This window comes from Streptomyces sp. NBC_01116, from assembly GCF_041435495.1.
Taxonomy (GTDB): domain Bacteria; phylum Actinomycetota; class Actinomycetes; order Streptomycetales; family Streptomycetaceae; genus Streptomyces.
This window is the reverse complement of the sequence record NZ_CP108644.1, coordinates 2,818,995-2,845,752: the sequence shown is the minus strand read 5'-3', so window position 1 is coordinate 2,845,752 and position 26,758 is coordinate 2,818,995. Positions and strand designations below refer to the sequence as shown.

26 protein-coding genes and 2 pseudogenes are annotated in these 26,758 nt (G+C 71.7%); 14 read left to right on the top strand and 14 right to left on the bottom strand.

Going from position 1 to position 26,758, the window contains the following annotated elements:
* The first annotated feature begins 50 nt into the window (after positions 1-50).
* A complete protein-coding gene (locus OG245_RS12360) occupies positions 51-716 on the top strand; it encodes a GPP34 family phosphoprotein (RefSeq protein ID WP_371623572.1) in 666 nt (221 codons plus the stop codon).
* A 123-nt stretch (positions 717-839) separates the two neighbouring features.
* Here the strand turns inward: OG245_RS12360 and OG245_RS12355 are convergent, their stop codons facing one another.
* Positions 840-1,751, bottom strand: coding sequence for an NmrA family NAD(P)-binding protein (locus OG245_RS12355; RefSeq protein ID WP_371623571.1), 912 nt, complete (start codon positions 1,749-1,751; stop codon positions 840-842).
* A 105-nt stretch (positions 1,752-1,856) separates the two neighbouring features.
* Between OG245_RS12355 and OG245_RS12350 the strand changes: the two genes are divergently transcribed.
* Positions 1,857-2,426, top strand: coding sequence for a TetR/AcrR family transcriptional regulator (locus OG245_RS12350; RefSeq protein ID WP_371623570.1), 570 nt, complete (start codon positions 1,857-1,859; stop codon positions 2,424-2,426).
* Positions 2,427-2,442: 16 nt separating this feature from the next.
* Here OG245_RS12350 and OG245_RS12345 read toward each other — a convergent pair whose 3' ends face one another.
* The gene (locus OG245_RS12345) at positions 2,443-5,490 is read right to left on the bottom strand and encodes an SGNH hydrolase domain-containing protein (protein WP_371627866.1); all 3,048 of its coding nucleotides are present in this window, start codon (positions 5,488-5,490) and stop codon (positions 2,443-2,445) included.
* Between the two features lie 23 nt (positions 5,491-5,513).
* On the bottom strand, positions 5,514-7,226 hold the full coding sequence (locus OG245_RS12340; RefSeq protein ID WP_371623569.1) for a glycosyltransferase family 2 protein: 1,713 nt from the start codon (positions 7,224-7,226) through the stop codon (positions 5,514-5,516).
* Between the two features lie 369 nt (positions 7,227-7,595).
* Between OG245_RS12340 and OG245_RS12335 the strand changes: the two genes are divergently transcribed.
* Positions 7,596-8,432, top strand: coding sequence for a phosphatase (locus tag OG245_RS12335; RefSeq protein ID WP_371623568.1), 837 nt, complete (start codon positions 7,596-7,598; stop codon positions 8,430-8,432).
* 79 nt (positions 8,433-8,511) lie between these two features.
* Here the strand turns inward: OG245_RS12335 and OG245_RS12330 are convergent, their stop codons facing one another.
* Genes OG245_RS12330 through OG245_RS12320 form a run of 3 tightly spaced genes read right to left on the bottom strand, consistent with a single transcriptional unit; the run spans position 8,512 to position 11,605 of the window.
* Positions 8,512-9,489: a cation diffusion facilitator family transporter gene (locus tag OG245_RS12330; protein WP_371623567.1), complete on the bottom strand. Its 978-nt coding sequence runs from the start codon at positions 9,487-9,489 to the stop codon at positions 8,512-8,514.
* A 56-nt stretch (positions 9,490-9,545) separates the two neighbouring features.
* Entirely contained in the window at positions 9,546-10,430 is an 885-nt protein-coding gene (locus tag OG245_RS12325) for an acyl-CoA thioesterase (protein ID WP_371623566.1), read from the bottom strand.
* Positions 10,431-10,447: 17 nt separating this feature from the next.
* Positions 10,448-11,605 (bottom strand): acyl-CoA dehydrogenase family protein, encoded by a 1,158-nt coding sequence (locus OG245_RS12320; RefSeq protein WP_371623565.1) that lies wholly within the window; start codon positions 11,603-11,605, stop codon positions 10,448-10,450.
* A gap of 253 nt (positions 11,606-11,858) precedes the next feature.
* Here OG245_RS12320 and OG245_RS12315 point away from each other — a divergent pair, with 253 nt between their 5' ends.
* The 4 genes from OG245_RS12315 to OG245_RS12300 all read left to right on the top strand — a co-directional run bounded on the left by OG245_RS12315 (position 11,859) and on the right by OG245_RS12300 (position 15,723).
* Positions 11,859-12,200, top strand: a complete 342-nt coding sequence (locus OG245_RS12315; RefSeq protein WP_371623564.1) for a DUF5713 family protein — start codon at positions 11,859-11,861, stop codon at positions 12,198-12,200.
* 82 nt (positions 12,201-12,282) lie between these two features.
* Complete coding sequence (locus tag OG245_RS12310; protein WP_371623563.1) at positions 12,283-12,702, top strand: helix-turn-helix transcriptional regulator; 420 nt, start codon at positions 12,283-12,285, stop codon at positions 12,700-12,702.
* A gap of 10 nt (positions 12,703-12,712) precedes the next feature.
* Positions 12,713-13,126 carry a VOC family protein gene (locus tag OG245_RS12305; RefSeq protein ID WP_371623562.1) on the top strand — a complete coding sequence of 138 codons (414 nt, stop codon included), beginning with the start codon at positions 12,713-12,715 and terminating at the stop codon, positions 13,124-13,126.
* Between the two features lie 209 nt (positions 13,127-13,335).
* The gene (locus tag OG245_RS12300; RefSeq protein WP_371623561.1) at positions 13,336-15,723 is read left to right on the top strand and encodes an ATP-binding cassette domain-containing protein; all 2,388 of its coding nucleotides are present in this window, start codon (positions 13,336-13,338) and stop codon (positions 15,721-15,723) included.
* A gap of 30 nt (positions 15,724-15,753) precedes the next feature.
* Here the strand turns inward: OG245_RS12300 and OG245_RS12295 are convergent, their stop codons facing one another.
* Genes OG245_RS12295 through OG245_RS12285 form a run of 3 tightly spaced genes read right to left on the bottom strand, consistent with a single transcriptional unit; the run spans position 15,754 to position 17,426 of the window.
* Positions 15,754-15,963: a DUF397 domain-containing protein gene (locus OG245_RS12295; protein WP_371623560.1), complete on the bottom strand. Its 210-nt coding sequence runs from the start codon at positions 15,961-15,963 to the stop codon at positions 15,754-15,756.
* Entirely contained in the window at positions 15,956-16,156 is a 201-nt protein-coding gene (locus OG245_RS12290; RefSeq protein ID WP_371623559.1) for a Scr1 family TA system antitoxin-like transcriptional regulator, read from the bottom strand. Before OG245_RS12290 ends, OG245_RS12295 begins: the two co-directional genes overlap by 8 nt.
* A gap of 55 nt (positions 16,157-16,211) precedes the next feature.
* Positions 16,212-17,426 carry an RNA-guided endonuclease InsQ/TnpB family protein gene (locus OG245_RS12285; protein WP_371623558.1) on the bottom strand — a complete coding sequence of 405 codons (1,215 nt, stop codon included), beginning with the start codon at positions 17,424-17,426 and terminating at the stop codon, positions 16,212-16,214.
* Positions 17,427-17,476: 50 nt separating this feature from the next.
* Between OG245_RS12285 and tnpA the strand changes: the two genes are divergently transcribed.
* Positions 17,477-17,905 (top strand): IS200/IS605 family transposase, encoded by a 429-nt coding sequence (gene tnpA, locus OG245_RS12280; protein WP_274029715.1) that lies wholly within the window; start codon positions 17,477-17,479, stop codon positions 17,903-17,905.
* 111 nt (positions 17,906-18,016) lie between these two features.
* Here the strand turns inward: tnpA and OG245_RS12275 are convergent.
* A pseudogene (locus OG245_RS12275) lies at positions 18,017-18,585 on the bottom strand (Scr1 family TA system antitoxin-like transcriptional regulator); the annotation flags it as partial.
* 133 nt (positions 18,586-18,718) lie between these two features.
* Here OG245_RS12275 and OG245_RS12270 point away from each other — a divergent pair.
* Both OG245_RS12270 and OG245_RS12265 read left to right on the top strand, forming a co-directional pair.
* Positions 18,719-19,063: a hypothetical protein gene (locus tag OG245_RS12270; protein ID WP_371623557.1), complete on the top strand. Its 345-nt coding sequence runs from the start codon at positions 18,719-18,721 to the stop codon at positions 19,061-19,063.
* A 42-nt stretch (positions 19,064-19,105) separates the two neighbouring features.
* Positions 19,106-19,672: a YciI family protein gene (locus tag OG245_RS12265; RefSeq protein ID WP_371623556.1), complete on the top strand. Its 567-nt coding sequence runs from the start codon at positions 19,106-19,108 to the stop codon at positions 19,670-19,672.
* 19 nt (positions 19,673-19,691) lie between these two features.
* On the opposite strand, the gene OG245_RS12260 is transcribed toward OG245_RS12265, so the two are convergent.
* On the bottom strand, positions 19,692-20,186 hold the full coding sequence (locus tag OG245_RS12260; protein ID WP_371623555.1) for a hypothetical protein: 495 nt from the start codon (positions 20,184-20,186) through the stop codon (positions 19,692-19,694).
* Positions 20,187-20,213: 27 nt separating this feature from the next.
* Between OG245_RS12260 and OG245_RS12255 the strand changes: the two genes are divergently transcribed.
* A complete protein-coding gene (locus tag OG245_RS12255) occupies positions 20,214-20,804 on the top strand; it encodes a GNAT family N-acetyltransferase (protein ID WP_371623554.1) in 591 nt (196 codons plus the stop codon).
* Here the strand turns inward: OG245_RS12255 and OG245_RS12250 are convergent.
* Together OG245_RS12250 and OG245_RS12245 are read right to left on the bottom strand one after the other, a co-directional pair.
* A complete protein-coding gene (locus OG245_RS12250; protein WP_371623553.1) occupies positions 20,791-21,708 on the bottom strand; it encodes an alpha/beta hydrolase in 918 nt (305 codons plus the stop codon). The two genes, OG245_RS12255 and OG245_RS12250, sit on opposite strands and share 14 nt — an antisense overlap.
* Before the next feature lie 175 nt (positions 21,709-21,883).
* Complete coding sequence (locus OG245_RS12245) at positions 21,884-22,168, bottom strand: DUF1905 domain-containing protein (protein WP_371623552.1); 285 nt, start codon at positions 22,166-22,168, stop codon at positions 21,884-21,886.
* Positions 22,169-22,419: 251 nt separating this feature from the next.
* Here OG245_RS12245 and OG245_RS12240 point away from each other — a divergent pair, with 251 nt between their 5' ends.
* A complete protein-coding gene (locus tag OG245_RS12240; RefSeq protein ID WP_371623551.1) occupies positions 22,420-23,100 on the top strand; it encodes a GPP34 family phosphoprotein in 681 nt (226 codons plus the stop codon).
* A 124-nt stretch (positions 23,101-23,224) separates the two neighbouring features.
* Positions 23,225-24,153, top strand: a pseudogene (locus OG245_RS12235) (N-acetyltransferase).
* Between the two features lie 86 nt (positions 24,154-24,239).
* On the opposite strand, the gene OG245_RS12230 reads toward OG245_RS12235, so the two are convergent.
* A complete protein-coding gene (locus OG245_RS12230; RefSeq protein WP_371623550.1) occupies positions 24,240-25,142 on the bottom strand; it encodes a trans-aconitate 2-methyltransferase in 903 nt (300 codons plus the stop codon).
* A gap of 193 nt (positions 25,143-25,335) precedes the next feature.
* Between OG245_RS12230 and OG245_RS12225 the strand changes: the two genes are divergently transcribed.
* The gene (locus tag OG245_RS12225; RefSeq protein WP_371623549.1) at positions 25,336-26,754 is read left to right on the top strand and encodes an FG-GAP and VCBS repeat-containing protein; all 1,419 of its coding nucleotides are present in this window, start codon (positions 25,336-25,338) and stop codon (positions 26,752-26,754) included.
* Positions 26,755-26,758 lie beyond the last annotated feature (4 nt).

Here is a 26,758-nt window from a genome sequence, read left to right as displayed (position 1 = left end):
GTGGACACCTGCCCGTCCGGTCGACACGCAAGGAATCGGGGAGCCGCACCATGGCCGTCTCGCTGGGCGAAGAGATCATGCTGCTGTCGCTGGACGACACGACCGGCGCGGCGAAGGGGGAGGCCGGGGCCCGCTGGGGCGTGGCGGCCGGGATGCTCCTGGAGCTGGTCATGGCGGGCCGCGTCACGGTGAAGGGCGGCCGCGTCGAGGTCTTCGACCCGTCCCCGACGGGCGATCCGCTCCTGGACGGGCGGCTCGACCGGCTGGCGCGCTGGGTCCACGGGACGTCCAGCAGCCGCAAGGTCACCGACTGGCTGACCCGGGACCACGCCAAGGGCTCGCAGGACGTCGTGGAGAGCCTCGTCGCCCGCGGCCTGGTGACCGAGGAGAAGCACCGGGCCCTCGGCGTCTTCCCCGTCCGCCGCTACCCGGAGGCCGACGGAACCGTCGAGCGGGAGCTGCGCGCCCGGCTGGCCGCCGCGGTGCTGCACGGGGCCGAGCCGGACGTCCGCACCAGCTCCCTCGTCGCCCTGCTGCACGCCACGGGCATGCACCCCCAGGCCTTCCCCGGCCTGCCGAAGAAGCAGGTCGCCCCGCGCATGGCCCACATCGCCGAAGGCCACTGGGCGGGCGTGAGCGTGCGCGAGGCGATCCGCAACCTCCAGGCGGCGATCTCCGCGGTGACGATGGTGACGGTCCTGACGGTGGTGACGTAGGGCCGACCGGGCCTACCGGGCCGTTCCCCGGATCGAGGCCGGCTGTCGGCCCTGCGCCGCCGGATGCCGGATCGAGGCCGGCTGCCGGCCCAGCGCCGTCAGTCAGATCCCGGGCGGCGGCTCTCAGGCCTCCGCCGTGAGGTTCCGGTGCGCCCAGTCGGTGAACGAGGTCACCGGAATCCCCAGCTCCGTGGCGAACTCGGGGCGGGCCGGCTGTGTGATGGCGTTGCTCCACAGGTGTCCGGCGCCCCAGGCCGGCATCCCCGCCGCGAGGGCCTCGTCGAGATCCAACGAGGGCGCTTCCACCGGGACGCCCCACACGTCCGACAGCACTCCGGCCACCTGCTCCATCGTGAGCCGGTCGCCCGCGAGCTCCAGCTCCACCCCGTGGAAGCGGTCGGGGTCCCGTACGGCGTGGGCGACGGCCGTGCCGATGTCCTCGCAGGCCACCAGCGCCAGGGTCGTGTCCGGCCGGACGACCGTCGCGAGACCGCCGCCGGGGCCGTCCGGCGCCAGCTGGGGCAGGTTCTCCATGAAGAACGCGGGCTTGACCACGGCCCAGCGGGCGAAGCCCGCCCCGCGCACCTTCTCCAGGATCGCCTGCTTGGTGTCGAAGTAGGGCTCCAGCGCCGCCCAGTGGCCCTCCGCCCAGCCCGGCGTCTCCGTGTGCCGTCCGGTCCCGCTGGTCGAGGACTGCACGAACTGCGGCACGCCCGCGGCCCGCGCCGCCCCGATGAGGTGCGTCGCCTGCGCCAGCTCTCCGGCGAAGTCGACGCCGCTCTCGCTCATCGGCGGCATCTGCACCGAGAACACGGCCCGGACGTCCGCGCAGGCCGCGTCCAGCGAGGACCGGTCGGTCAGGTCCCCGGTCACCAGCTCGACGCCCAGCGCCTCGACGTCCTTGGCGCGCCACGTGTCCGGGTCGCGCACCAGGGCGCGCACCGGGATGCCGGCGGCCAGCAGGGCCCGGGCGGTGGCCCCGCCCTGGCGGCCGGTGGCGCCGGTGACCAGGACGGGGGTGGATCGTGGTGCCATGGCGGTGTCTCCTCGCGAACCGGGGAACGCGAAACGGCGGGGCCCGCCGTTTCCTTCCCGGCTACGATATGGCGGGGCCCACCACTTAGCAACTGGAGTGAGAACGTGACCGGTCAGCGCGCGGACGCCCGCCGCAACTACAGCCGCATCCTCGCCGTGGCGGAGGCCGAGGTGGCCCAGCACGGAGCCGCCGCCTCCCTCGAACAGGTCGCCCGCACGGCAGGCGTCGGCTCCGCCACCGTGCGCCGTCACTTCCCCACCCGCCAGGCGCTCCTGGAAGCCGTCTTCCAGGAGCGCATCCAGACCCTCTGCGGGCGCGCGGACGAGCTGGGCCGGACCGGGGACAGCCGCGCCGCCCTGCTGGACTGGCTGCGTGCCTTCGTGGAGTACGCCGTCTCCGCCCGGGGGTTCGCGGACGCACTGACCTACGAGCCGCCGACCGACGCACCCGCCGGCGACGCCCCGCACTCCTGTGGCGCGGTGCTCGAAGGAGCGGCCGCACCCCTGCTCCGGCGGGCGCTGGACGACGGGACGGTCAGGCCGGGCGTCACCTTCCACGACCTGATCACCCTGGTCGTCGGCATCGCCCTGGCCACCGAGCACCACACCGAACCGTCGGTCCAGGCCGACCGCCTCTTCACGCTCGCGGTCGAGGGCCTCAGCCCGAGCCCCTGAGGGGTGCGGCTTCCGGTCAGCCCGCCGCGCCCCTGACCGCGACCCTGACCCGGTCGACCCGCATCGGGTGGCCCGGCTCGGTCGCGGGGCCCGCCGTCGCCCCGTCGGCCTCCGGCAGCTTGCCGCCGACCGCCACGTTCAGGATCAGGAACACCCCGTGGTCCACGGCCCGCTTCCAGGTCCCGGCGTCCATCGCGTCGGCCCGCACCCGGTGGTACACCCGGTCGTCCCGGTACCAGCGCACCTCCCGCGCCCCGGGGGAGAGGTCGACCTCGACGGCGTACGTGTGGAACGCCTCGCGGCAGTCCGCGCACGGCTGAGGGCCCGACGTCAGCCCCACGGGCTCCTCGCACGGGCCGCCGTCCAGGACCCCGCAGTGCATCGAGCCGAAGACGGTGTCCCGGCCGTTGACCGACTCCATCACGTCCAGCTCGCCCACCCCGGGCCAGCCGGTGTACCCGTCGCGCAGATCCGCGCCCAGGGTCCAGAACGCCGGCCAGTAGCCCGCCGCCTTCGGCCCCGTCACGTCCGGCAGCGCGATCGACGCCTCGATCCGCAGCACCCCGCCGGGCGGCGGCGCGAAGTCGGACCGCACGGTCGTGATCCGGCCCGAACTCCACCGCCCGCCCTTCCTGGTGGGCACGATCTCCAGAACGCCCTTCCCGTCCAGGCGTACGTTGTCGGTCGAGTCGGTCATGGTCTCGATCTCGCCGGTGCCCCACCGCGGCGCCGGGCAGCCGGGGTAGCAGGTGCCGAGGTCGTAGCTCCAGTTCGCGGGGGAGGGGCGGCTGTTCGCCGGGCCGTCGAAGTCGTCCCGCAGCAGCTCGGTCCAGCCGTCCGCCCCGGATGCGGCGGATCCGGCGGGAGCGCGGGACCCGGCCGGGGGCAGCGCGCCCGACTCCGTCAGCAGCCGCTCCAGCCGTGGGGCCAGCACGACGGCCGCCACGTTCGTCAGGTGGGCGTCGTCCCGGTAGAGCAGGATCCGGTCCCGTACCGCCGGGCAGGTCGGCCCGTCCCCCGGGCACAGCACCGGGTTCACGCTGACGGACCGCACGCCCGGCACCGCGCCCGCCGCGATCCGCCGCGCCAGCGGGTCCGGCACAACCGCCTCCGCCCGGCTGAACGCGCAGGCGGCGGCGGAGTCCGGAGCGCCGGAGACGCACGCGGGAATGTCCGTCCCCGGTACGGGGGTGTCCTCGATGTACACGATCGGCGCGCCGGTCGCCCGCAGCGGCTTCAGCGTCTTCTCCCAGGCGGCGGCGAGGAGTTCACGGTCGGCGGTGTAGCGGTTGAGTGAGGCGATCACGATGAGCCGGGGCTTCGGCCCCGTACGCAGCCGGTCCAGTGCGTCGGCCCGCCAGGTGTCGCACTCCCGGTACTCGCGGCCCAACTGAGGGTTCTTCACGGTCAGTTCCGGCAGCGGGCAGCCCTGCTTCACCAGCTCCTGGAGCGCCCAGCCGCGCTGGGAGGCCAGTGCGAGCAGCGGCGAGAACCACTGCCCGGCGTGGGAGTCGCCGAGCAGGACGACGCGGTCGGGGCTGTCCTCCGCCCCGAACAGGCACTCCGGGCTGCGGGTCACCGCGGGCGCGGCCTGGCAGGCCCCGTCCGGCGGGAAGTCCTCGCGCGCCTGGGCCGGGCCCGGCACCAGCGGGCCGTCCGCGAGCGGGGAGCCGTCGGCCCGGGCCAGCAGCGAGGGGCCGGAGGCCGCACCCGGCGGGAGGCCCCCGGCGTCGACGGGGGTGGCCGGGCCCATCAGGTGCAGGGTCGTGGTGCCGACGACCAGCGCGAGGACGACCGGCAGGACGATGGCGGAGATCCCCACCGCCAGCCCGCGGCGCGGGAGTTCGGAGACCGTACGGCTGCGGCGCAGCGGCTGCTCGACCCAGCGCATGGTGGCGAGGGCGGGCAGCGCGGCGGCCAGCGTCAGCGCCGTCTTCGCGGGCCAGCCGAGCGTCCCGAGCCGTGCCTCGGCGAGGACCAGCACCGGCCAGTGCCACAGGTAGAGGTTGTAGGAGAGCCGCCCGACGGCCCGAGGGGCCCGTCCGCTCAGCAACCGGCCGACTCCGTAGGCCCCTTGGACCTCGCGCTCGCCCCGGCCCGGGATCGCGGCGAGGATCACGGCGGCCGTCCCCAGGGTGGGGACGAGTGCCGCGTGGCCGGGGTACGGGGTCGACGCGTCGTACGACACGACACACCAGACGATCGCCGCGGCCCCCGCCCATCCGCAGACCAGCCGCAGCGGGCGCGGCCCGCGCAGCAGGTGCCAGGGCAGCAGCGCCAGCAGCGCGCCGACGGCGAACTGCCAGACCCGCGAGGGGGTTCCGAGGTACGCGAGCGAGACGGAGTCCCGCGTCCAGTGCAGCGACAGTGCGAAGGACGCGAGTGCCACGGCGGCGGTGGCGAGCGCCACGACCGCGCGCACGGCCCGGCCCCGCCGGACCGCACGGGCGGCGACGAGCACGATCACCGCCAGCAGCGGGGCCCAGAACAGGTAGAACTGCTCCTCGACGGCGAGCGACCAGAAGTGCAGCAGCGGGCTCTGGTCGTGCCCGGCGGCCAGATAGTCGGTCTGCTGGGAGACGAACCGCCAGTTGGCGACGGACAGCGCGGCCGCGAGGACGTCCTGCTCCAGGTCGGCGCGGAGCAGCGGTACGGTCAGCCACGCCCCGGCCACCGCGACCGCGGCGAGGACGACGGCGGCGGAGGGCAGCAGCCGGCGGGCCCGGCGGGAGAAGAAGTCGCCGAGCCGGATCCGGCCGGTGGTGATCGCCTCCCGGACCAGGAGCCCGGTGATCAGATAGCCGGAGATGACGAAGAAGACGTCCACTCCGACGAAGCCGCCCGCCGTCCCCGGTATCTGGGCGTGGAAGGCGAGGACCGCGAGGACGGCGACGGCGCGCAGCCCTTCGATGTCGGGCCGGAACGTGGACCGGTGCGGGCTGGGCCCGGACTCGTTGCCCGGGCCGGCAGAGCTGCCCGAGCCGCCCGGTCGCGGGGGTGTGGCTGATGGTGGCGGAGGAGCGGACCGCTTCCGGCGGGGGCCGTGGGCGAGGAGGAACGGCATCGGGTGGCGCCTTTCGGTGCGGCTCAACTCAGCCACGGGAGCATCGGGTCGACCCACCCGGAGGCGAGCAGACCGGTGAGCAGGAGGACGGCGGAGGCGGCGAGGGCCTCGGGCCAGCGGCGGGGCAGCACACCCGTCCGGGGCCGGAGTCGGGTCCGGGTCCGTGAGCGGTGGTCGGCGGGCGGCCCGGCGGCCTCGGCGGGTGCTCGGCCGTCCGGCCGCAGTTCGGTCAGCAGGTCCCGGATCAGGGGCACGTTGATCTGGAGCTGGACCAGGAGATAGAGGCCGAGGCCCCAGGCGGGCTCCCAGCCGTTGCGGGCCACCACCAGCGCGAGACCCCCGGCGGCGGCCCCGTTGGACAGCACCAGCCAGATCAGCGAGACGCCCACGACCCGGCGGGCCATCGAGCCCGAACTCCTGCTGCTCCGCACGCCCGTGGGCACCCAGGCGGCGCTGCGGCCCCGCAGGGTGTGCCAGAAAGCGGTGGCGGCGGCCACGCTGGTGAGGACGTTCGCGCGGATCACCTCCACCCGCCACCGGGTCCGGCTGATCCGGGGCAGCAGCACATGCCACAGCCACAGCGGGGCCAGCAGCGGCAGCACGTGCCAGGGGCGGATGTGGTCCGGGTACCAGAACATCATCACCAGCGGAGGGAGCGGGGCGGCGAAGGTGTTCACGGCCGTGGTCAGGTAGCCGACGACACCCTCGTAGAAGCAGAGCCGCATCCGCCAGGGGGCGCCCATGCGCCCCAGGACCGGGGTGCCGAGGAGGTGCAGGTTGCCCATCGCCCACCGGTACTGCTGGTTGACGAACGAGGTGACAGTGTCCGGCGAGGTGCCCTTGGCGACCAGGACCGGGACGTACTGGGTGCGGAACCCCCGCTCGTGCAGGGCGAGTCCGGTGTACAGGTCCTCGCTGTGGTCGAGCCGGGCGAAGCCGCCCGCCAGGTCGATCGCGGAGCGCCGGTAGACGGCGTTGCTGCCGCAGCAGATCGCCGCGTCGCTGGCGTCCCGCGAGGGCTGGATCCAGCGGAAGAACCACTCCTGCGCGGCCCCGGCGGCGCGCTGGATCCAGTCCATGCCCGCGTCGGTGTCGAAGCACTGCGGGCTCTGCACGATGCCGACGGCGGGGTCCGCGAGATACGGGACCAGATGGCGCAGGAAGTCCGGCCGGGGCGCGAAGTCCGCGTCGAGGATCGCGATGTACTCGGCCCCGGACAGCGTGAGCGCGTGGTTGAGGTTCCCCGCCTTCTTCAGGTGGCCCCGGTCGGGGCGTACGACGTACCGGTAGCCGTGCTCGGCCGCCAGGGCCGCCACCTCGGCCCGGTCGGCGTCGTCCAGCACCCAGACGGTGAGCGCGTCGGGCCAGTCGAGGGCGGCGACCGCGCGGTAGGCGTTGGCGAGCACGGGCAGCGGCTCGCCGCAGGTCGGCAGATAGAGGTCCACGCCCGGCAGTCCGGCGGGCCGCCATGCGCGGACGAGCACCTCGTGCGAGGCCCGGGTCAGCCGGCGCTGGCGCAGGCTGTTCAGGGAGGACAGCAGCAGGGCCACGACGTTCAGCCCGAGGACGGCGAGGAAGGCCCACAGCACGGGGGTCCGTAACGCGAAGGTGAACATCGTCGCCGCCGTGAACACGAAGGCCAGCGAACTGCTCACCAGCACCCATCGGCGTTGCGGACCGAAGTACCAGTAGAGCTCGTCGTCGGACGGAGGTTGCGGAAGGTGATGCACGGTCATAAAGCCCCCCACGGCTGTGTATGTGCCCGTTTCAGGTGGCCCACCCTAATGTCAAAGGTATAGACCACTTACCCGAGAACGCCCCGACGGACAGAATCGGACACCGGTTTGGCGTGACTCAATTGGTCCAGACCTCTGGGTGATCCCATTCGAGCCCGGCGCCCGCCCGCAGGAGGAAGAAGCAGGTCACGCGGGGGTGAACAGTCCCGGAAGACTTGCCCGGCCGGACACCGACCGGGACGCCCGACCGGCCACCCGCCCGCACGCCCGGGGCGGAGGCGGACCCTCCGCCGGACGGATCGCCCGGCACACCCGTCCACCGGGCAGGACACCGGGCACACCCCGCACACCGGACGGCACAATGGGTCCATGCCGATACCCAGCCGCGCCGCCCTCGTCGACCACCTCGTCCGTACGCGTATCGCGGGGGACGTCGCCACGCCACGTGACAACAACCTCTCCCACTACCGCAAGCTCGCCAACGGCGACCGCCACTACTGGCTGGGCCTGGAGCTGGGCGACCGCTGGACCGACGAGCAGGACGTGCTCGCCGTGATGGCGGAGCGCTGCGGCGTCAACGACGACCCGGCGCACCGGCAGGGCCAGGACACCATCGACCCGGAGCTGACGGTCGACGCCCTGGAGCGGATGGCGGCCCGGCTGCGCAAGGCCGCGGACGGCCGCGAGCGGGTCCTGTTCGCCACCGGGCACCCCGGCGGCCTGCTGGACGTGCACCGGCAGACGGCGGACGCGCTGCGCCGCGCGGGCTGCGAGATCGTCCGCATCCCGTCCGGGCTGATGGCGGACGAGGGCATGGTCTTCCAGTTCGCCGACGTCGCGATGCTGGAACGCGGGGCGACCCTCTGGCACACCCACTCCCCGGCCCCGATGGCCGCCATCCTGGACGCCCTGGCCCACCTCGGCCGCCCGCTGCCCGACCTGGTCGTCGCCGACCACGGCTGGGCGGGCTGCGCGGGCCAGCGGGGGCTGGACGCGATCGGCTACGCGGACTGCAACGACCCGGCCCTGTTCCTCGGCGAGGCGGAGGGCACCCTCCAGGTCACGGTTCCGCTGGACGACCACGTCACCGACCCGCGCTTCTACGACCCGATGACGGACTACCTGCTGCACGCGGCGGGGCTGCTGGAGGATGAGCCGGTGGAGTCCGCGGAGCCCGTGGAGCCCGTGGAGGAGCCGGCCGCGTAGCCGACCGGACGGAGCGAAGGCGCGGGAGGCACGGGAGCGGCGGATCGCGAGGACGGTGGCGGAGCTGACGCCGTGGGGATCAGAGGCCGGTGCCCCGGTGCCGCCGCACCCGCTGCGCCCGCCCCGGCGTCGGGTCCAGATACACCCGCCGCACCGACGGGAACCGCTCGCGCAACTGAGCCTCCGCCTCCTCGCAGGCCCACTCGACCTCCGCGGCGGAGGCCATGTCCCGGAAGTCGATCTTCGCGGCGATCAGGATCTCGGTCGGCCCCTGGATCAGCGTGGTCAGCTCCAGCACGTCCACGATGTGCGGCACCGACAGCAGCTCCTCGCGCACCCCGGCCCGCATCGCCGGGGGCAGCGGCCGCCCGATGAGCAGCTGCGCGTTGGTGCGGCCGAGCACCCAGGCCACGTACACGAGCAGCAGGCCGATCAGGCAGGACGCGATCCCGTCCCAGACGCCCGAGCCCGAGAGCTGCCCGCCGAGCAGTCCGCCCGCCGCCAGCAGGAGCCCGATCAGGGCCGCCGAGTCCTCCATCACGACGGCCTTCACCGCCGTGTCCGGGGTGTGGCGCAGGTAGTACGTGTCCGGCACCCGCAGCCGTGACGCCTCGCGCCGCACCTGCTTGACCCCGGTGCGCAGCGAGTAGCCCTCCAGCAGGAAGGCGACGGCCAGGACGACGTAGGAGACGAGCGGGTCGCCCAGCTCCTCGCCCTCGACCAGGGTGTGGACGCCGTCGTAGAGGGAGAAGACGGCCCCGCCGACGAAGGTGGCGATGGAGGCGAGCATCGCCCAGATGTAGCGCTCGGGGCCGTGGCCGAGCGGATGGTCCTCGTCGGCCGGCTTCCCGCTCCGCTTGAGCGCGGCGAGGAGCATGACCTCGGTGACGGTGTCGGCGACCGAGTGGGCCGCCTCGGAGAGCATCGCGCTGGAGCCGCTGATCAGCCCCGCGACGGCCTTCGCCACGGCGATGCCGAGGTTGGCGACGGCCGCCACGATCACCGTGAACGTGGACTCCCCGCCATCGGTCCCACTGCCCGCTTCCGCGTCACCCATGGTGGGGAGTATGTCCGAAATGACACTTCAGGTGGTGCTCATCCCCGGGGGACGCGTCATCCCCGGGGGACGCGGACGACGCCTTCCTGGATGACGGTGATGGCGAGCCGTCCGTCTGCGGTGTAGATGCGTGCCTGGCCCAGGCCCCGGCCACCGGAGGCAGACGGGGACTCCTGGTCGTACAGCAGCCACTCGTCCGCCCGGAACGGCCGGTGGAACCACATCGCGTGGTCGAGGCTCGCGCCGACCACGTCCCCGACCGCCCAGCCGCCCCGCCCGTGGGCGAGGAGCACCGAGTCGAGCAGGGTCATGTCGGAGACGTAGGTCGCCAGGCAGACGTGCAGCAGCGGATCGTCCGCGAGCTTGCCGTTCGTCCGGAACCACACCTGGGACCGCGGTTCGCGCGCCTCGCCCACCGTGCCGAACGGCGGCGCGTCCACGTACCGCAGGTCCACCGCGGCCCGCGCCTCGATCAGCCGGTCCACGACCCCCGGATCGCTGAAGCGGTCCGTGTACCGGGGCAGCATCTCGGCCGCCGTCGGCAGGGTCTCCGGGTCGGGGGCGGCGGGCATGGGCGCCTGGTGCTCCAGGCCCTCCTCGTGGCTCTGGAAGGACGCGGAGAGGTGGAAGATCGGCTGCCCGTGCTGGACGGCGACGACGCGACGGGTGGTGAAGGACCGCCCGTCGCGGATGCGGTCCACGGTGTAGACGATGGGCGCGCCGGGGTCGCCCGCCCGCAGGAAGTAGGAGTGGAGGGAGTGGGCTCCCCGGTCGTCCGGGACGGTGCGGCCCGCGGCGACGAGCGCCTGGGCCGCGACCTGGCCGCCGAACACCCGGGGCACGAGCGAACTGCGGCTCTCGCCCCGGAAGATGTCCCGCTCGATCTGCTCCAGGTCCAGCAGGTGGAGCAGATCGAGCAGGGGGTCGGGACTCTCGTTCATGGACGGAACGTGATCCCTTACAGGCCCATGGACTTGGCGATGATCGACTTCATGACCTCGCTGGTGCCGCCGTAGATGCGGTTGACCCGGTTGTCCGCGTACAGGCGGGCGATCGGGTACTCGTTCATGAAGCCGTAGCCGCCGTGCAGCTGGAGGCAGCGGTCGATGACGCGGTGGGCGACCTCGGTGCAGAACAGCTTCGCGGAGGCGGCCTCGGCCGCCGTCAGCTCCCCGGCGTCCAGGGCCTCCAGCGCGCGGTCGGCGACGGCCTGGGCCGCGTCCACCTCGGCCTGGCAGGCGGCCAGCTCGAACTTGGTGTTCTGGAACGAGGCGACCGTCTTGCCGAAGACCGTGCGGTCCTGCACGTACTCCTTGGCGAACCGGACGGCCGCCGCGGCCTGGGCGTACGCGCCGAAGGCGATGCCCCAGCGCTCGGAGGCCAGGTTGGTGCCGAGGTAGCCGAAGCCCTTGTTCTCCTCGCCCATGAGGTCCTCGACGGGGACCTTGACGTCGACGAACGCCAGCTCGGCGGTGTCGGAGACCCGCAGGCCCAGCTTGTCGAGCTTGCGGCCGACCGAGTAGCCCGCGGACTTCGTGTCGACGGCGAAGAGGGAGATGCCGAAGCGGCGGTCGTCCTCGCGCGGGGCGGCGGTGCGGGCGCAGACGATCACGCGGTCGGCGTGGACACCGCCGGTGATGAAGGTCTTGGACCCGTTGAGGACGTAGTGCGTGCCGTCCTCGGAGAGCTTGGCGGTGGTCTTCATGCCCGCGACGTCGGAGCCGGTGCCCGGCTCGGTCATCGCGAGGGCCCACATCTCCTCGCCGCTCGCGAACTTCGGCAGCCAGCGCTTCTTCTGGTCGCCGGTGGCCAGCATCTTGATGTACGGGAGGCCGAGCAGGGTGTGCACGCCGGAGCCGCCGAAGGAGACGCCCGCACGGGCGGTCTCCTCGTAGATGACGGCCTCGTACTTGTGCGAGTCGATGCCCGCGCCGCCGTACTCCTCGTCGACCTCGATGCCGAAGACGCCCAGCTCGCCCAGCTTGAGGTAGAAGTCGCGCGGCGCCTGGCCCGCGGCGAACCACTCGTCGTAGACCGGCACGACCTCGGCCGCGATGAAGGCGCGGATGGTCTCCCGGAACGCCTCGTGGTCCTCGTTGAATACCGTACGGCGCACGGGATGCCTCCTAGGTCGGCAGTCGATTCGCGGAACTCGCGGTATGCGGCTAAGCGCTTGCTCAGACTCCCTTCGAAGTTACCCGCCGGTTGTGGTCGCTGTCCAGGGTGATGCTCGGCACGCGGGGGTCAGGTGCGCACCGGACCCCCGCTGCCCGCGTGCGGGCCGGTTGTCAGTGGCGTGGGGGAGTATCGGAACGACGGCGACGGAACGTACGCGCGACGGAACGTACGGACGTATACGGGAGACCATCGTGACCATCACGAACGAGCGGCTGGCGCAGTACACGTTCCTGGCCCTGCTGTACGAGGACGACTACTTCCCCGACCACGTCCTGGACAAGGGCACGGCGGTCCTGCGCGCCCTGTGCGAGCGGATCGAGGCCGAGAAGCCCGCAGACCTCACCGCCCTGTACGCGCTGACCGCCGCGCCGACCCGGGCCTTCAACGACCTGGAGGCGGAGTTCGAGGCGGCGGGCAGCGAGATCGAGACGGTCGCCCGCGAGGAGATAGGCGAGGCCTTCTGGATCATCGCGACGGCGTACGGCTTCGCGGACGCGGATCCGGAGCAGCTGATCGCCGAGCGCGAGTGGTGACCGTCTCCAGCCTCCGCCTCCGCCTCCGCGTCCTGTCTCCGGGGGACGGGCCGGGCGGCGGCGGCCGTGGGACGGTGAAGGAGTGAGGCTGGAGGACCTGGCCCGGTTGCGTCGGGCCCGCGACCGCATGGACCGCGAGTACGCCGAACCGCTCGACGTGCCCTCGCTGGCCCGTGCCGCGCTGATGTCGCCCGGACACTTCTCCCGCAGCTTCCGGGCGGCCTTCGGCGAGACCCCGTACAGCTATCTCATGACCCGCCGCATCGAGCGGGCCAAGGCACTGCTGCGCCGGGGCGACCTGTCGGTCACGGACGTCTGCTTCGCCGTCGGCTGTACGTCGCTCGGCTCGTTCAGCTCCCGCTTCACCGAGCTGGTCGGCGAGAGCCCGAGCGCCTACCGGGCCCGCCCCCACGACGCGGGCGGGACCATCCCCGCGTGCGTCGCCAAGATGCTCACGAGACCGGTCAGGAATGGAGAAGCGGATCGCAAGCCCCGCCCGTAGCGTGAAATGCATGAACATCAACCTCTCGCAGTGCTTCATCGCCGTCGACGACCACGACAAGGCGCTCGCCTTCTACCGCGACGCCCTGGGAATGGAGGTCCGCAACGACGTCGGATTCGAAGGCATGCGCTGGGTGACCGTCGGGTCTCCCGCACAGCCCGACGTGGAGATCGTCCTGGAGCCCCCGCTCGCGGACCCGAACGCCCCGGAGGCCGACCGCCGCACCATGGCCGAGCTGCTCGCCAAGGGCATGCTGCGCGGCGTCATCCTCTCCTCCGAGGACGTCGACGCGGCCTTCGAGAAGGTCCGCGCGGCGGGCGGAGAGGTGCTCCAGGAGCCGATCGACCAGCCGTACGGCGTCCGCGACTGCGCCTTCCGCGACCCCGCCGGCAACATGCTCCGCATCACCCAGGCCAAGAAGTAGCACCAGCCCATCAGCCCCTGGGGGGCCGGGGCCGAAACAGGCCCCGGCCCTCACGCACGACCAGTAGGCTCCCGCGCACCGGCGGGCGCCCGTACCGAGCCCCACGAGCCGTGTACCGAGCCCCACGAGCCGTACCAGCCCCACGAGCCGTACCAGCAGGGCCCCCGCACCAGCAGGCTCCGCGCACCAGTAATGGAGAGACGACGAGCATGGCTCCGCGAACGAAGACCCAGCAGCCGCCCGCGCCGCACGCTGCCGACAGCCACGACCTGATCCGTGTGCACGGCGCGCGGGAGAACAACCTGAAGGACGTCAGCATCGAGCTCCCGAAGCGCCGGCTGACGGTGTTCACCGGAGTCTCCGGCTCGGGCAAGAGCTCGCTGGTCTTCGCCACGATCGCCGCGGAGTCCCAGCGGCTGATCAACGAGACCTACCCCGCCTTCGTCCAGGGCTTCATGCCCACGCAGGCGCGACCCGACGTCGACGTCCTCGACGGGCTGACGACCGCGATCATCGTCGACCAGCAGCGGATGGGCAGCGACCCCCGCTCCACGGTCGGCACCGCCACCGACGCCAACGCCATGCTGCGCATCCTCTTCAGCCGACTGGGCGAGCCGCACATCGGCCCGCCCGGCGCGTTCGCCTTCAACGTCCCCTCGGTATCGGCGAGCGGCGCGATCACCGTCGAGCGGGGCAACAAGAAGGCGGTCAAGGCGACCTTCAGCCGCACCGGCGGCATGTGCCCGCGCTGCGAGGGCCGCGGCTCGGTCTCCGACATCGACCTCACCCAGCTCTACGACGACTCGAAGTCGATCGCCGAGGGCGCGTTCACCATCCCCGGCTGGAAGTCGGACAGCTGGTGGACCGTGCGGATCTACGCGGACTCCGGCTTCCTCGACCCGAACAAGCCGATCGCCAAGTTCACCAAGAAGGAGATGCAGGACTTCCTCTACCGGGAGCCGACCAAGGTGAAGGTCGAGGGTTCCACCCTCACCTTCGAGGGGCTGATCCCCAAGATCCAGAAGTCGTTCCTGTCCAAGGACCGCGAGTCGATGCAGCCCCACATCCGGGAGTTCGTCGACCGGGCGGTCACCTTCGCCACCTGCCCCGAGTGCGAGGGGACCCGGCTCACCGAGGGCGCCCGGTCCTCGAAGATCAACAAGATCTCGATCGCCGACGCCTGCGCGATGGAGATCCGCGACCTCGCGGAATGGGTCCGCCGCCTGGACGAACCCTCGGTCGCCCCGCTCCTCGAAGCCCTCCAGCAGACCCTGGACTCCTTCGTGGAGATCGGCCTCGGCTACCTCGCCCTGGACCGCCCCTCCGGCACCCTGTCCGGCGGCGAGGCCCAGCGCGTCAAGATGATCCGCCACCTCGGCTCCTCGCTCACCGACGTCACGTACGTCTTCGACGAGCCGACCATCGGTCTGCACCCGCACGACATCCGGCGCATGAACGACCTGCTGCTGCGGCTGCGCGACAAGGGCAACACGGTCCTGGTCGTGGAGCACAAGCCCGAGGCCATCGCCATCGCCGACCACGTGGTCGACCTCGGCCCCGGGGCTGGTACGGCGGGCGGCACGGTCTGCTTCGAGGGCACCCTGGAAGGGCTCCGCGCCTCCGACACCGTCACCGGCCGCCACCTGGACGACCGGGCCGTGCTCAAGGAGGAGGTGCGCAAGTCCACCGGGGCGCTGGAGATCCGCGGCGCGACCTCGCACAACCTCCGGGACGTCGACGTCGACATCCCGCTCGGCGTGCTCACCGTCATCACCGGAGTGGCGGGCTCCGGAAAGAGCTCGCTCGTCCACGGCTCGATCCCGGCGGGCGAGAACGTCATCTCGGTCGACCAGAGCCCCATCAAGGGGTCCCGCCGCAGCAACCCGGCGACGTACACGGGACTCCTGGAGCCGATCCGCAAGGCCTTCGCCAAGGCCAACGGCGTGAAGCCCGCCCTCTTCAGCGCCAACTCCGAGGGCGCCTGCCCCACCTGCAACGGCGCGGGCGTCATCTTCACCGACCTCGGCATGATGGCGAGCGTCTCCAGCCCCTGCGAGGACTGCGAGGGCAAGCGGTTCCAGGCCTCGGTCCTGGACTACCACCTGGGCGGCCGTGACATCAGCGAGGTCCTCTCGATGTCGGTCGCCCAGGCCGAGGAGTTCTTCGGCTCCGGCGACGCGGCCATCCCGGCCGCACACAAGATCCTCGACCGCCTCGTGGACGTCGGCCTGGGCTATCTGAGCCTCGGCCAGCCGCTCACCACCCTGTCCGGCGGCGAACGCCAACGCCTGAAGCTGGCCACGCACATGGCCGACAAGGGCGGCGTCTACGTACTCGACGAGCCGACCACCGGCCTGCACCTGGCGGACGTGGAACAGCTCCTCGGCCTGCTGGACCGGCTGGTCGACTCCGGAAAGTCGGTGATCGTCATCGAGCACCACCAGGCGGTGATGGCCCACGCCGACTGGATCATCGACCTCGGCCCCGGCGCCGGCCACGACGGCGGCCGGATCGTCTTCCAGGGCACCCCGGAGGACCTGGTCGCCGACCGCTCCACGCTGACGGGCGAGCACCTGGCGGAGTACGTGGGGGAGTGAGCCCCGGGCCCTTTCCGCCGGTCCTTCGGGTCAGGCGGAAAGGGCCCCGCGCTTGACCGCGTCCACGAACACGGCCCACCCGGCGGCGGGGATGAGCAGGGCGGGCCCGCCGGGGACCTTGGAGTCGCGGACGGGGACGGCGGTGGGGTGGTGGTCGTGGACTTCGAGGCAGCTGTCCTTGTCCGGGCCGCTGTAGGTCGACTTCCGCCATGTGGCGAGCAGGTTGGTGCCTTCACTCACGGTATCCGTACTCCTTCGCCGCTGCCCTGAGCACGTTCAGCGACTCGGGGAGGGACAGCGCGTCGCTCATGGCCAGAGCGTAGGCGGCCTCGATCCGCTCGACCAAGTGCGGTGCATCGTGCACCTTGGCCACCTGCGTGCCTTCGGAGTACGCCACCGGTGGCTGATCCTCGAAGTGCATCAGCGTCACCATGCTCTGGTGCAGATTGCAGGTGACTCCTCCCCCTCGTGAACGAGGGGGCTTCTCGCTATGCCTGGTCGGCGTTGCGACGGACCAGCCCGGCCCGTAGAACGTTCAGGGCGCCCACCGTGTCCGCGTGCGCTGAGTGGCCGCACGAGACGCAGTGGAACTTGCCCTGTGTGGGCCGGTTCTCCTTGTCGGTGTGCCCGCATTCGGGACACCGCCGGGAGGTGTTGCGGGGGTCTACAGCAATCACATCCCGCCCGGCACTCTCAGCCTTTGCGTTCAGGATCGCGAGGAACACCCCCCAACCGGCGTCGGCGATCGAGCGGTTCAGCCCGGCCTTGGACGAGGCCCCGTTGGGCAGGAAGCCGCCCGGCGTCTCGGGGGCGGGCTTCGGCTTGGGGGCCCGGCTCATGCTGCGGATCTTGAGGTCTTCGTGCGCGATGAAGTCGTGGTTGCGCACGAGGTCAAGGGCGGTCTTGTGCGCGTGGTCGAGGCGCTGGCGGCGGACCTTGCCGTGCAGGGCCGCGACCTTCTCCACGGCGCGCTGATGATGACGGGTGCGGTCCCTGGCCTTGCGGCGGGGGAACCGGCTGAGCGCCTGCTGTGCCGCTTCGAGCCTCTTGGCGGCCTTGCGGGCGTGGCGCGGGTTTGGGATGTGCTCGCCGCCCGACGTGGTGAGGAACGAGGCGATGCCCAGGTCGATCCCGACCACACTGCCCGTCGCGGGCAGCGGCTCGGGCTGCTCCTGCTCGGCAGTGAGCACGACGAACCACTTACGTCCCTCACGCTTGACCGACACGGTCTTGACCTTGCCGACCACCGCACGGTGCTGGTTGACCTTGACGTGCCCGACGCCCTGGAAGCGGACGCGGGTGACGGGGTCGTGCGGGGTGGAGTCCCACCGGCAGCCGTCGCCGTCCTTGGGAAAGTCAACTGTGTCGAACCAGTTCACCCCGCGAAAACGCGGGTAGCCCGGAGTGTCACCGGCCTTGATCCGGCGGAAGAACGCGGCGAACGCCTTGTCCAGTCGACGAAGCGTCGCCTGCTGCGAGGAGAAGGACCAGCGGCCTTGACGCTCCGGGTCGAACGCCCGGATCTCCTTGAGCTGCGCGGACTGCATCCCGTACTTGACGCTCGTCTTCGAAACGTGCCGGTAAGCGTCACGGCGTTCCTGCAAGGCCCCGTTATACAGCGAGCATTGATCACGGAGCATCTCGCCGAGCGCGATCGTCTGGGCCACGGTGGGCCGCATGAGGAACTTGTATGCACGGATCACCCAGCCCACCCCCTTCGGTCAAGTTCGCTTGATCATACTAGGCTTGGCATATGTCACCACGCTGGGAACCAAACCCCGATATCCGTACCGGCCGTCACGTAGCCTATAACCTGCACGCACACTTGGTGTTTGTTACGAAGTACCGGCGTGATGTGTTCGATGACCACATGCTCAAGCGGTGTGAAGAGATCATGCGGGAGGTATGCGGCAGCTTCGAGACCGAGCTGCGCGAGTTCAACGGCGAAGCCGACCATGTCCACCTGCTGGTGCACTACCCGCCGAAGGTCGCCCTGTCGAAGCTGATCAACTCGCTCAAGGGCGTCAGCTCCAGGTATCTGCGGGCGGAGTACACCGGCCGGATCAACCGGATCGGCATGGGCTCGGTGTTCTGGTCCCGCTCCTACTTCGCCGGGTCCTGCGGCGGCGCACCGCTGACCGTGATCCGCCAGTACATCGAAGGACAGAAGCGGCCCGTCTGACCGTCACCCCAGAGGTGCAGAGAACTCCGGCGCTCCGCGCCTCCGGGCCAAGGATGCGTTTCCCTCCCTGGCTGAAGCCGGGGATACCCACGCAAGATCAGGGATGGGACCGCCCAGAGGCAGTACATGGGCGCGGATTCGGCCATGCTCGGTCAGACGCACCACATGCATGATCTGTTCCGCCATGATGTCCGCACTCCCCGCCACGCGCCGGAGGACAGCTTCGTCCAGCACCGCCCAGACTACGGGCGACGTGGGACGCTCCAGGATCTTGGCCCTCTCCAGTCGTGAGAGACGGCCTTGTCACGTTCCTCATCGCTGTACGGCGGAAATGCTGTGCCCAGCACCGCATCCGCGTACCGGGGTGTCTGGAGGATTCCGGGAAAATAGGCGATGGCGAACTCGCGGATGAACGTCGCCTGTTCCTCAAGTTTCCGAGCAGCCTTGAATCGTTCCGCGACGGAACGGTCATCTGCCTGGGGCCGGAAAGTGGTCAGCACATCCCCTGTGCCCAGCGCTTTGTCCAGCCGCAGGGCGTCCTCCTCGCTCGGCATGCGACGCCCCGCCTCGATGTGCGAGATATGCGACCGCGTCATCAACGCCCGGTCCGCGAGCTGCTGCTGCGTCAGCCCGACTGCCTCCCGCTGAGCCTTCAACCATGCGCCATAGGTATTACTCACAGCCAACTTCCGTGCGACGAGCGCGATGTCACCCCGAACCCCCTGGCGAGCCTAGCCGCGCCGCTCGCACGCTGTGAGTGGATCGCTACGCAGCGAAGAATTCACCCCCACCGCGCACGGAGTTGACGCCCGCATGAACGAACAGCCCCAGAACGCCGCACGCCTTCTTCCCTGGGCCGGGACGGAAGGCCGGCCCTGCTACGTGGTCGGCGACGGCGACGGACAGGTCTCGCGTACGGCCGACCGGGTCGAGGCCATGCAGCTCGGTATGGCGTACGAACTCCTGGCCCAAGCGGACGACATGGTCGCGGACGACGGGTCCACGAGCGTCCAGCTCCGCCATGTCGCCGCCGCTCTGGCGCACTCCCTGCGGGACGTCCACCGGGTCGCCCGGAGCCGGGGCCTGAGGCTGGGGATTCCCGACGCCTTCGCGCCCGGTCACCCGTCGGGCCCGGGGCTGGTCCGGCTGCGGCCGTGAGGCGTGAGCGGCCGGCCGGGACCGCTCCGGTACGGTCGCGGCATGCCGTTCTACGTTTACGCCCAGGACCAGCCGGATGTGGCCCACCAGTTGATGGAGCTGTCCGAGGAGCACTGGTCCTACATAGACCGCTTCGACAGCCGGCTGATACTCCGCGGGCCCACCCTGTCCGACGACGGGGAGGAGCACACGGGGAGCGTCCACGTCGTCGACGTCGCGGACCGTGCGGCCGCCGAACGGTTCGCGACCGAGGAGCCGTTCTGGAAGGCCGGTCTCTACCGGGCGTTCACGGCGGACGCGACGGTGGTGCTGCTGCGCCGCGAACCGGCGGCGGACGCCCCGTACACGCTGATCACCGCCCGGTGGCCTGCGCAGGACCGTGCCTCGGGCCCGGTCGGGCAGGGGCTGCTGGGCGCGGAGCCGGACGGGCGACTGAGCTTCGTGGCGGTTCTGGTCGACGACGAGGGGGCCCGCACGACGGGAGTGGTCGCGGCCGTACAGGCGCTCCCGGACGAGGCACGGCACCTGGTCCAGCCGTTCGCGGACCGGCTCTCGGGCGGACCCACGCCCCTCGGGGCGCAGCGCTGGCAGCGCGGCGGACGCTCCTGAGAGGGCGGGACACGGGCACTCAGACCCCGGCCGAGCAGAACACGCACACGTCCCAGAACGGCGACCCGTCCAGCACCCGGTGACGTACGCACGAGGCCATCGCGGCATTCTCCGGCCCGGGCAGAGCAGCCGCGTCGGCCTTCGCCGTCGCAGGGTCGAACTCCTCCACCATCGACCGGTACGTGCGCAGGTAGCCCTCGGCGCGGGGAGGCTCGTACGTCAGTTCCTCCCACCGGTGGCGGGAGAGCGCCAGATCGAGGACGCGGAGCAGGAAGTCCTTCGCCGCGGCCCGCTCCTGCGGAGTGTCCCCCCAGTCGAGATCCGCCAGGCCGAAGCCGACCACCCCGCGCCCCATGATGCTCTGGTCCTGGAGCGTCAGCAGAGCGGCGAACCGGAAGTCCCACGGGTCGTGGGCGAGCGTGGACACGGCGAGCATCAGCACATCCACGAACACCGCCGTGCCGCCGTTGGTCATCTCCAGGTATCGGCCGTTACCGCCGTGGAACGTGTTCACGCGGGAAGCGTAAGGAGAATGGGAGCCATGACCCGCGTCCTGTCGACACCGCCCGCGATGATCTCCGGCTGCCTCGCCGGTGCTCCGCAGCCCGTGCTCCCGGTAAGCGGCGGCGACGGCCTGCTGCTGCGCCCCTGGGAGCGGAGGGACGCGGCGGCTTTCCTCTCCGCGTACGAGGACGAGGAGACCCGCCGCTGGCACACGCACCGGCCCTCGACCGAGGACCGGGTCCGGGAGTGGTTCGACGGCTACCGCCGGGACTGGGAGCGGGAGAAGGGCTGCCACTGGGCCGTAGCCCGCGACAGCGGCGAGGTGCTCGGCCGGATGGCGCTGCGCGGCCTGGACTTCGACGACGGCGTCGCGAACGCGGCGTACTGGGTGCTCCCGGACGCACGCGGCGCGGGGGTCGCCACCCGCGCACTCGCGGCGGTCAGCGCGTGGGCGCTGGACGACATCGGCTTCCACCGCCTGGAGTTGGACCACTCGACGCGCAACCACGCCTCGTGCGGGGTCGCCACGAGGGCCGGCTACCGCCTGGAGGGCACCAAGCGCAACGCGGCCGTGCATGACGACGGCCGGCACGACATGCATCTGCACGCCCGGGTCAGGGGCGACTGATCCTGTCGCGCAGCCAGGAGTGGATGCCTTCGAGCGCGGTCGCGGCCAGGGCGGTGGGGTGGCCGGTGAAGCCGTGGGGCGCCTCGGGATAGACGCGCAGCTCCACGTCGTTGCCGGCCGCCGACAACCGACCGGCCAACGTCAGGTTGTCCTCCAGCAGGATGTCCTCGCTGCCCACGACCAGCAGCGTCGGAGGAAGCCCGCTCAGGTCGGCGTAGAGGGGCGAGATGTCGGGAAGGGTGCGGTCGGCCACGTGGCCGGCGTACGCCTGGAGGAAGTACTCGTCGGCGATGAGGCGGCCGCCCGGGGTTCCCGCACTCAGGTCCCACGTACCGAAGCGGAGCGCGGCCCCGACGAACCGCTCGACGACGCCCCGGTCCCGCAGCCGGAGCAAGGTCGCCAGGGCGAGGGTGGCCCCGGCCGAGCTTCCGCCGATCGCGAGCCGGGAGGTCCCGAAGCGGGCCTCGGCCTCCTCGACGAGCCAGAGCGCGACCGCCGCGCAGTCGTCGGGCGCGGCAGGCCAGGGGTGCTCGGGCGCGAGCCGGTAGTCGACGCCGACGACGGCGATCTGGAGCGCGTCCGCGAGTTCGCGGTGGCGTTCGTCGCCCTGTGCTGCTGAGCCCATGTAGAAGCCGCCGCCGTGGATGCCCAGGTAGACGGCCCGGGGCGGGCCGCCGGCGGGGAGGAAGATCCGGACCGGGGCCCGTACTCCGGCGGCTTCGACCGTCTCTTCGACGGCGGGCGGAACGGCGGCACGAGGAGCGGGCTTCTTCGCGCGGGCCTCCTCCAGCTCCTCGTACGAGGCGGCCCCACGGCCTGCCACCCTCGACCGGTAGAAGGCGCGAGCCTCGGCGACCTGCTCGTCGGGCACGTCGACCAGCAGTGCTTCCAGCGCGAATCGCACGCGTCGCTCCTCATCCGTCGTCCTGGCCAGCCGTCCTGACTCAGCTGTTCTGGCTCAGCTGTTCCGGCTCGACCCGGCTGCCTGCCCGGCAGCCAATGTAGCGGCGGATCGTGGGGCACGGTTCGGTACCGCTGCGGTGATCGCTGCTGCCACGACAGGGCGATCTATGCGGAGGTCAAGCGTCCAACCGCTCCTCCAGGACGACGGTCACGCTGTCCCCTTCCGCCTTGCCGATCGCCTTGCGTACGTCCGCCTTCACCGGCAGCTTGTGCGTGCCGTCGCCCAGGGCCATGAACGAACTGCGGAAGGGATGACCGTCGATGGTGCCCCGGACCTTCACCAGGCCGCGGGTGCCGAAGAACTCGGCCGACCAGGGCCACACGACGTAGGTCCAGCCGCCTTTCTCCGGGCTCTTCCGCAGGGTCGCGGTGAACTGCTTGCCGATGGTGCTGTTCATCATGGATACCGCCTGTCCGGGAGCTTGCGATGCGAAGCCTTCGCCGTCGTCGTTGCCGTTCACCAGTAGGACCGGGGCGGGTGGGAAAACTCATCGGGGACACACGACGACCGCCCGACCCTTCATGACGTCTGTCATGAACAGTGGTGACAGCTCACACCGCCCGGCTCGCTCTCCGCGGGGCAGGCTCGGGTGGGAGAGCCGGGAGAGCCGGGAGAGCCGCGTACATCCGACGCCGACGCTGGGAAACGACCATGCAGACCGAGAACGAGACGCTCATCGTCGAAGACCTGACGCTGCTGATGATGGACGACATGTCCGGAGCCATCGCGGGGGCGGGCACGCTGTACTACACGCTGGGCGGCGCGGTCCTCGTGGAGCTGGGCCTCGGCGGCCACACCAGGGCCGACGAGGGCGACCAGGGGCTGAACGGCGTCAAGGTCCACGCCGTGACCGGCCGTGCGCCGTCCGATCCGCTGCTCCGGGCTGCCCACGCGAAGGTCGGGGAGCGCGTGCGCGGCGTACAGACGCTGCTGATCGAGATCGGTACGGGGGTGGTCACGCGGGAGGCGGTCCTCGACCGGCTCGTCGAGCGGGGCGTGCTGCGCCGGGAGACCAGGAAGACGCTGGGTCTGTTCCGTACGACGTCGACGACGGTCGCGGACACCGGATACAAGAAGGCCCTGGTGGAGAAGGTCCGGGCCGTCCTGATCGACGGAGCGGAACCCGACGCCCGTACGGCGGCGCTGGTCGGACTGCTCTCCGCGAGCGGCACACTGCCGACCCTGCACCGCTCCGTCCCGTGGTCCGGCAAGGTCCACAAGCGGGCGAAGGAACTGGAGCGGAGCAGTTGGGGCGCGGAAGCGGTGAACGCCGCGGTGATGCGGACCGTGGCGGCGATCTCGGCGGGAACGGTCGTCGCGGTCACCACGTGACCGGAGTGCACCGTTCCGCGGAAGCCGTCGCATCCGGGCCGGTGGCCCCTTCCACGCGTCTGTTGGCGTCGCGGTGTGCCGCATCGCATGGCGGTCTTCCCTCACTCCACTCCAGAGGATCGCCATGTCCTTCTCACCTGCCGTGCGCACCTTCCGCCGCAGTGACCGCCACCAGCTGACCGACCTGGTGAACCGCCATGTCTCCGCGGTGCTTCCCGGCGTCAGCACGTCGGTCAACACCGTCCTGAGCAGCCTTGAGGCCCGGCCCGACGAGTACATCGTCGATCCGTGGGTCGCGGAGCGCCTCACGCTCGTGACCGAGCACCGCGGCCGCGTCGTCGCGGCGGCCCATCTGCACCGCTACCGCGACGAGCCGGACGTCGGCCCCGACTACCGGGGAGCCGCGGCCATCCCCTGGGTCGTGCACCACCCCGGCGACGGCGACACCGTCTCCTCGGACGCGGCGGACCTCCTGCTCTCCGCGTGCCTGGCGACCGTCACCCGGTGGCGGTCGCGCAGCGTCCACGCCGACGGAACACTTCCCTGCCCGGGTGTGTACGGCGTACCCGCCGCCTGGCCGCACGTCCGCTCAGCGCTGGAGCGGGCAGGTCTCGTGCACACGGGCGCACGGAGGTGCTGCTGCTTGCCGAGGTGAGCGGCCTTCCCGACACCGGTGAGCAGGCCGGGCGGGAAGGCCCGGCCCTGCTGCGTACGCTCGGCTCCCTCGGTACCCGCTTCACCGCCCTCGCCGGTGACCGCGTGCTGGGCCACGTGGAGCTGGACACCACGCTCGACCGCCCCGAACGTGTCGGCCGTGGCGGCGGGTTGGCGGAGTTGGCCGATGTCGACCTGGTCACCGACGCCCCGGAGGAGGCCGAGAGGACTCTCGCCCGGCTGCTCGCCCAGGCCCGGGACTGGCTGACTCTCTGCGGCATCGACCGTCTCATCACCTGCGCGTACCCCGAGGACGTCGACGAGATCGAGGCCCTGCACCGCCACGGCTTCCGCGAGGTCACGCGGACGGCCCGGGGATGGGAGCTGCGCACGGTCTGAGGCCCGACCGGGGCCTGAAGCCGGGGCCTGACCTGGGCCTGACGCCGGGGCCGGACCGGTGCGGCCCCGGCGTCAGGCGCCAGACGTCAGGCGGGGCGGCGGGCCATCCACGTCTCACGGATCGACCGTACGACGAGGTCGTCCCGGTGGCGTACGTCCTCGGGCCCGCCGCCGATGAGCCGGTCGAGCGCGGCCAGGTCCTCCGGCGAGACGCGCCCGACCAGGTTGCCGCGGATGCGCTCGAAGACGAGGAGGGCGTACCGGCCGGCGCCCTCGGGCAGCGGGGCGCGCAGCTCCCACGGCTCGGCGCGCTCCTGCTCGACGGAGAAGCCGGCGGCTGCCAGCAGGGAGCCCCAGTCGGCGCCCCGGTGCGGCAACTGCTCGGCGTGCAGGCCGTCGAGGGCCTGGCGGCAGCGGCGCTCCAGCGCGCCCGGCTCCCCATCCTTGGGCAGGAAGGTCGGCATCCCGTCCACCTCCGCCACGGCCAGCAGCCCGCCGGGACGCAGCGCGGCCCGGATGCCGGCCAGGGCGGTGGCGGGGTCGTCCAGGTGGTGCAGGGACGCCGACGCCCAGACGAGGTCGGCGTCGACGACCCCGGGCAGCCCCGCGCCGGCGTCGGCCTCCAGCGTGCGCACGCGGTCGCCGAGCCCCCGGTCCCGGGCCGTGGAGGTGAGGCGCTCCAGCATCTCGGGGGAGCTGTCGACAGCGGTCACCCGGGCGGTCGGGAACCGCTCCAACAGGGCGAACGTGCCGGTCCCGGTGCCCGAGCCGAGGTCGACGACGTTCCGGACGTCGTCACCGGCCAGGCAGGCGATACGCCCGGTGAGGGCGGTCAGGTGGGGCGCGAAGAGGGCGGCGTCGAGGTCGAGGATCTCGGGGAGGCCGTTCGGCGTCGCATCGGAACCGTGGGAGTGAGCCGCATGTCGGTGCTGGTGCTGGTGCTGGTGCTGGTGCTGGTGCCCGTGCTGCTGCTGGTGTTCGTGAGCCATGGGATCGAGCGTACGGTCCCTTGCGCTAGATGCACGCAAGCTTGCTGATAACGCAAGAAGAAGGCTCCGGAGCCACCCTCGCACGCAAGGAGATCGAGTTGGTTCCGGAGCGCACAACCATTCGCGGTGCGGATGGTCTTCCTAAGCACGTGAGCACGTGCTCACGTGCGCACATCTGGGGGATGGAACAACGATGAAGACTTCTCGACTCCGCATCGCTTCGGCGATCTTCGTGACGCTCGCGGCCACGGCGGCCGTACCGGCCTTCTCCGGTGCGGCGGTGGCGGCCGCACCGGTCGCCGCCGAGCGCCAGCAGGTCGACTTCAACGGCGACGGATACGAGGACATGTACGCGTCGGTGCCCGACGGGACCGTGTCCGGCCTCAAGAAGGCCGGTTACCTGGTGGTCTATCCGGGCGACGCGAAGGGCATCAGCCCGGCCCGGCACCGGGTGATCAACCAGAACACGTCCGGGGTCCCCGGCACGGCCGCCGCGAACGCCCGCTTCGGGGCGGGAACGCCCGCGGACATCGACCGCGACGGGTACACCGACCTGCTGGTCTCGCCCGGCAGCGGCCCGAAGGTCATCCTGTTCGGCGGCAAGAGCGGCCTCGGCACCCGGGCCGTCGAGTTCCGGGGTCAGGGATACGCGCTGGGCGACTTCGACGGCGACGGCCGGACGGACGCGGCCGGCATCGACCGCACCGAGTGGGTCGGAAAGATCGTGCTGGACGAGAACATCGGCGCGGACGGCTCGGTCGGCAGCACGCGCACGGCGCTCACCGCCGACGGCGTCACCGTCTTCGAGCGAGTGCAGGCCGTGGACATGAACAACGACGGCAAGGACGACCTGCTGGTGAGCAGTGGCTGCGACGACGAGCCGGACTGCGGCGGGCGGTCGCTGTACCTGTCGACGGGTACGGGCTTCACCTACACGCCCATCGTCACCGCGCCGGGGACGTACCTGGAGCACTCCACGGTGACGGTCGGTTCGGTCAACGGCGACGCCTACCCGGACCTGGTCTTCACCCGCCGGCCCACCGGCATGGACAGCGACCTGGACTTCCCGAGCAAGGGCGGCGCCGTGGCGGTCGTCCTCGGCGGCCCCAAGGGCCAGAACACCGCGGTGAAGCCGAAGTGGATCAACCAGGACACCGCAGGTGTGCCGGGTGCGGACGAGACGGGCGACGGCCTGGGCGCGAGCGCCTCGGTGGGAGACCTGGACGGCGACGGTTACGGCGAGGTCGTCGTGGGCCTGCCGGGTGAGGACGTGGGTACGGCCAAGGACGCCGGCGGGGTCCTGGTCTTCAAGGGCCGCGCCTCGGGCATCACGGGCGCCGACACGAAGGTGATCGGCCAGTCGACGGCGAACGTCCCCGGAGCCGACGAGCAGGGCGACGCGTTCGGCGGCGAGGTCCACGTGGTGGCCCCGGCCAAGGGCGTACCGGCGACGCTCGCGGTGGCGGCCCCCGGGGAGAACACCAACCAGGGCGGCGTCTGGCTCTTCAAGGGCAGCCGCACGGGCCCGGTCACGAAGGGCAGCGTCTCCTTCGGCGAGTCGAGCCTGGGCGTGACGCCGTCGGCGGTCCGCTTCGGGGGCTGGCTGGGGTGAGGGG

What these genes read in the sequence shown, in the direction of transcription:
- OG245_RS12360 (WP_371623572.1), top strand. Translation starts at nt 51, where the DNA reads ATGGCCGTCTCGCTGGGCGAAGAGATCATGCTGCTGTCGCTGGACGAC.
- OG245_RS12355 (WP_371623571.1), bottom strand. Translation starts at nt 1,751, where the DNA reads ATGGCACCACGATCCACCCCCGTCCTGGTCACCGGCGCCACCGGCCGC.
- OG245_RS12345 (WP_371627866.1), bottom strand. Translation starts at nt 5,490, where the DNA reads ATGCCGTTCCTCCTCGCCCACGGCCCCCGCCGGAAGCGGTCCGCTCCT.
- OG245_RS12340 (WP_371623569.1), bottom strand. Translation starts at nt 7,226, where the DNA reads ATGACCGTGCATCACCTTCCGCAACCTCCGTCCGACGACGAGCTCTAC.
- OG245_RS12335 (WP_371623568.1), top strand. Translation starts at nt 7,596, where the DNA reads ATGCCGATACCCAGCCGCGCCGCCCTCGTCGACCACCTCGTCCGTACG.
- OG245_RS12330 (WP_371623567.1), bottom strand. Translation starts at nt 9,489, where the DNA reads ATGGGTGACGCGGAAGCGGGCAGTGGGACCGATGGCGGGGAGTCCACG.
- OG245_RS12325 (WP_371623566.1), bottom strand. Translation starts at nt 10,430, where the DNA reads ATGAACGAGAGTCCCGACCCCCTGCTCGATCTGCTCCACCTGCTGGAC.
- OG245_RS12305 (WP_371623562.1), top strand. Translation starts at nt 12,713, where the DNA reads ATGAACATCAACCTCTCGCAGTGCTTCATCGCCGTCGACGACCACGAC.
- OG245_RS12300 (WP_371623561.1), top strand. Translation starts at nt 13,336, where the DNA reads ATGGCTCCGCGAACGAAGACCCAGCAGCCGCCCGCGCCGCACGCTGCC.
- OG245_RS12290 (WP_371623559.1), bottom strand. Translation starts at nt 16,156, where the DNA reads ATGGTGACGCTGATGCACTTCGAGGATCAGCCACCGGTGGCGTACTCC.
- tnpA (WP_274029715.1), top strand. Translation starts at nt 17,477, where the DNA reads ATGTCACCACGCTGGGAACCAAACCCCGATATCCGTACCGGCCGTCAC.
- OG245_RS12270 (WP_371623557.1), top strand. Translation starts at nt 18,719, where the DNA reads ATGAACGAACAGCCCCAGAACGCCGCACGCCTTCTTCCCTGGGCCGGG.
- OG245_RS12265 (WP_371623556.1), top strand. Translation starts at nt 19,106, where the DNA reads ATGCCGTTCTACGTTTACGCCCAGGACCAGCCGGATGTGGCCCACCAG.
- OG245_RS12255 (WP_371623554.1), top strand. Translation starts at nt 20,214, where the DNA reads ATGACCCGCGTCCTGTCGACACCGCCCGCGATGATCTCCGGCTGCCTC.
- OG245_RS12245 (WP_371623552.1), bottom strand. Translation starts at nt 22,168, where the DNA reads ATGATGAACAGCACCATCGGCAAGCAGTTCACCGCGACCCTGCGGAAG.
- OG245_RS12240 (WP_371623551.1), top strand. Translation starts at nt 22,420, where the DNA reads ATGCAGACCGAGAACGAGACGCTCATCGTCGAAGACCTGACGCTGCTG.
- OG245_RS12230 (WP_371623550.1), bottom strand. Translation starts at nt 25,142, where the DNA reads ATGGCTCACGAACACCAGCAGCAGCACGGGCACCAGCACCAGCACCAG.
- OG245_RS12225 (WP_371623549.1), top strand. Translation starts at nt 25,336, where the DNA reads ATGAAGACTTCTCGACTCCGCATCGCTTCGGCGATCTTCGTGACGCTC.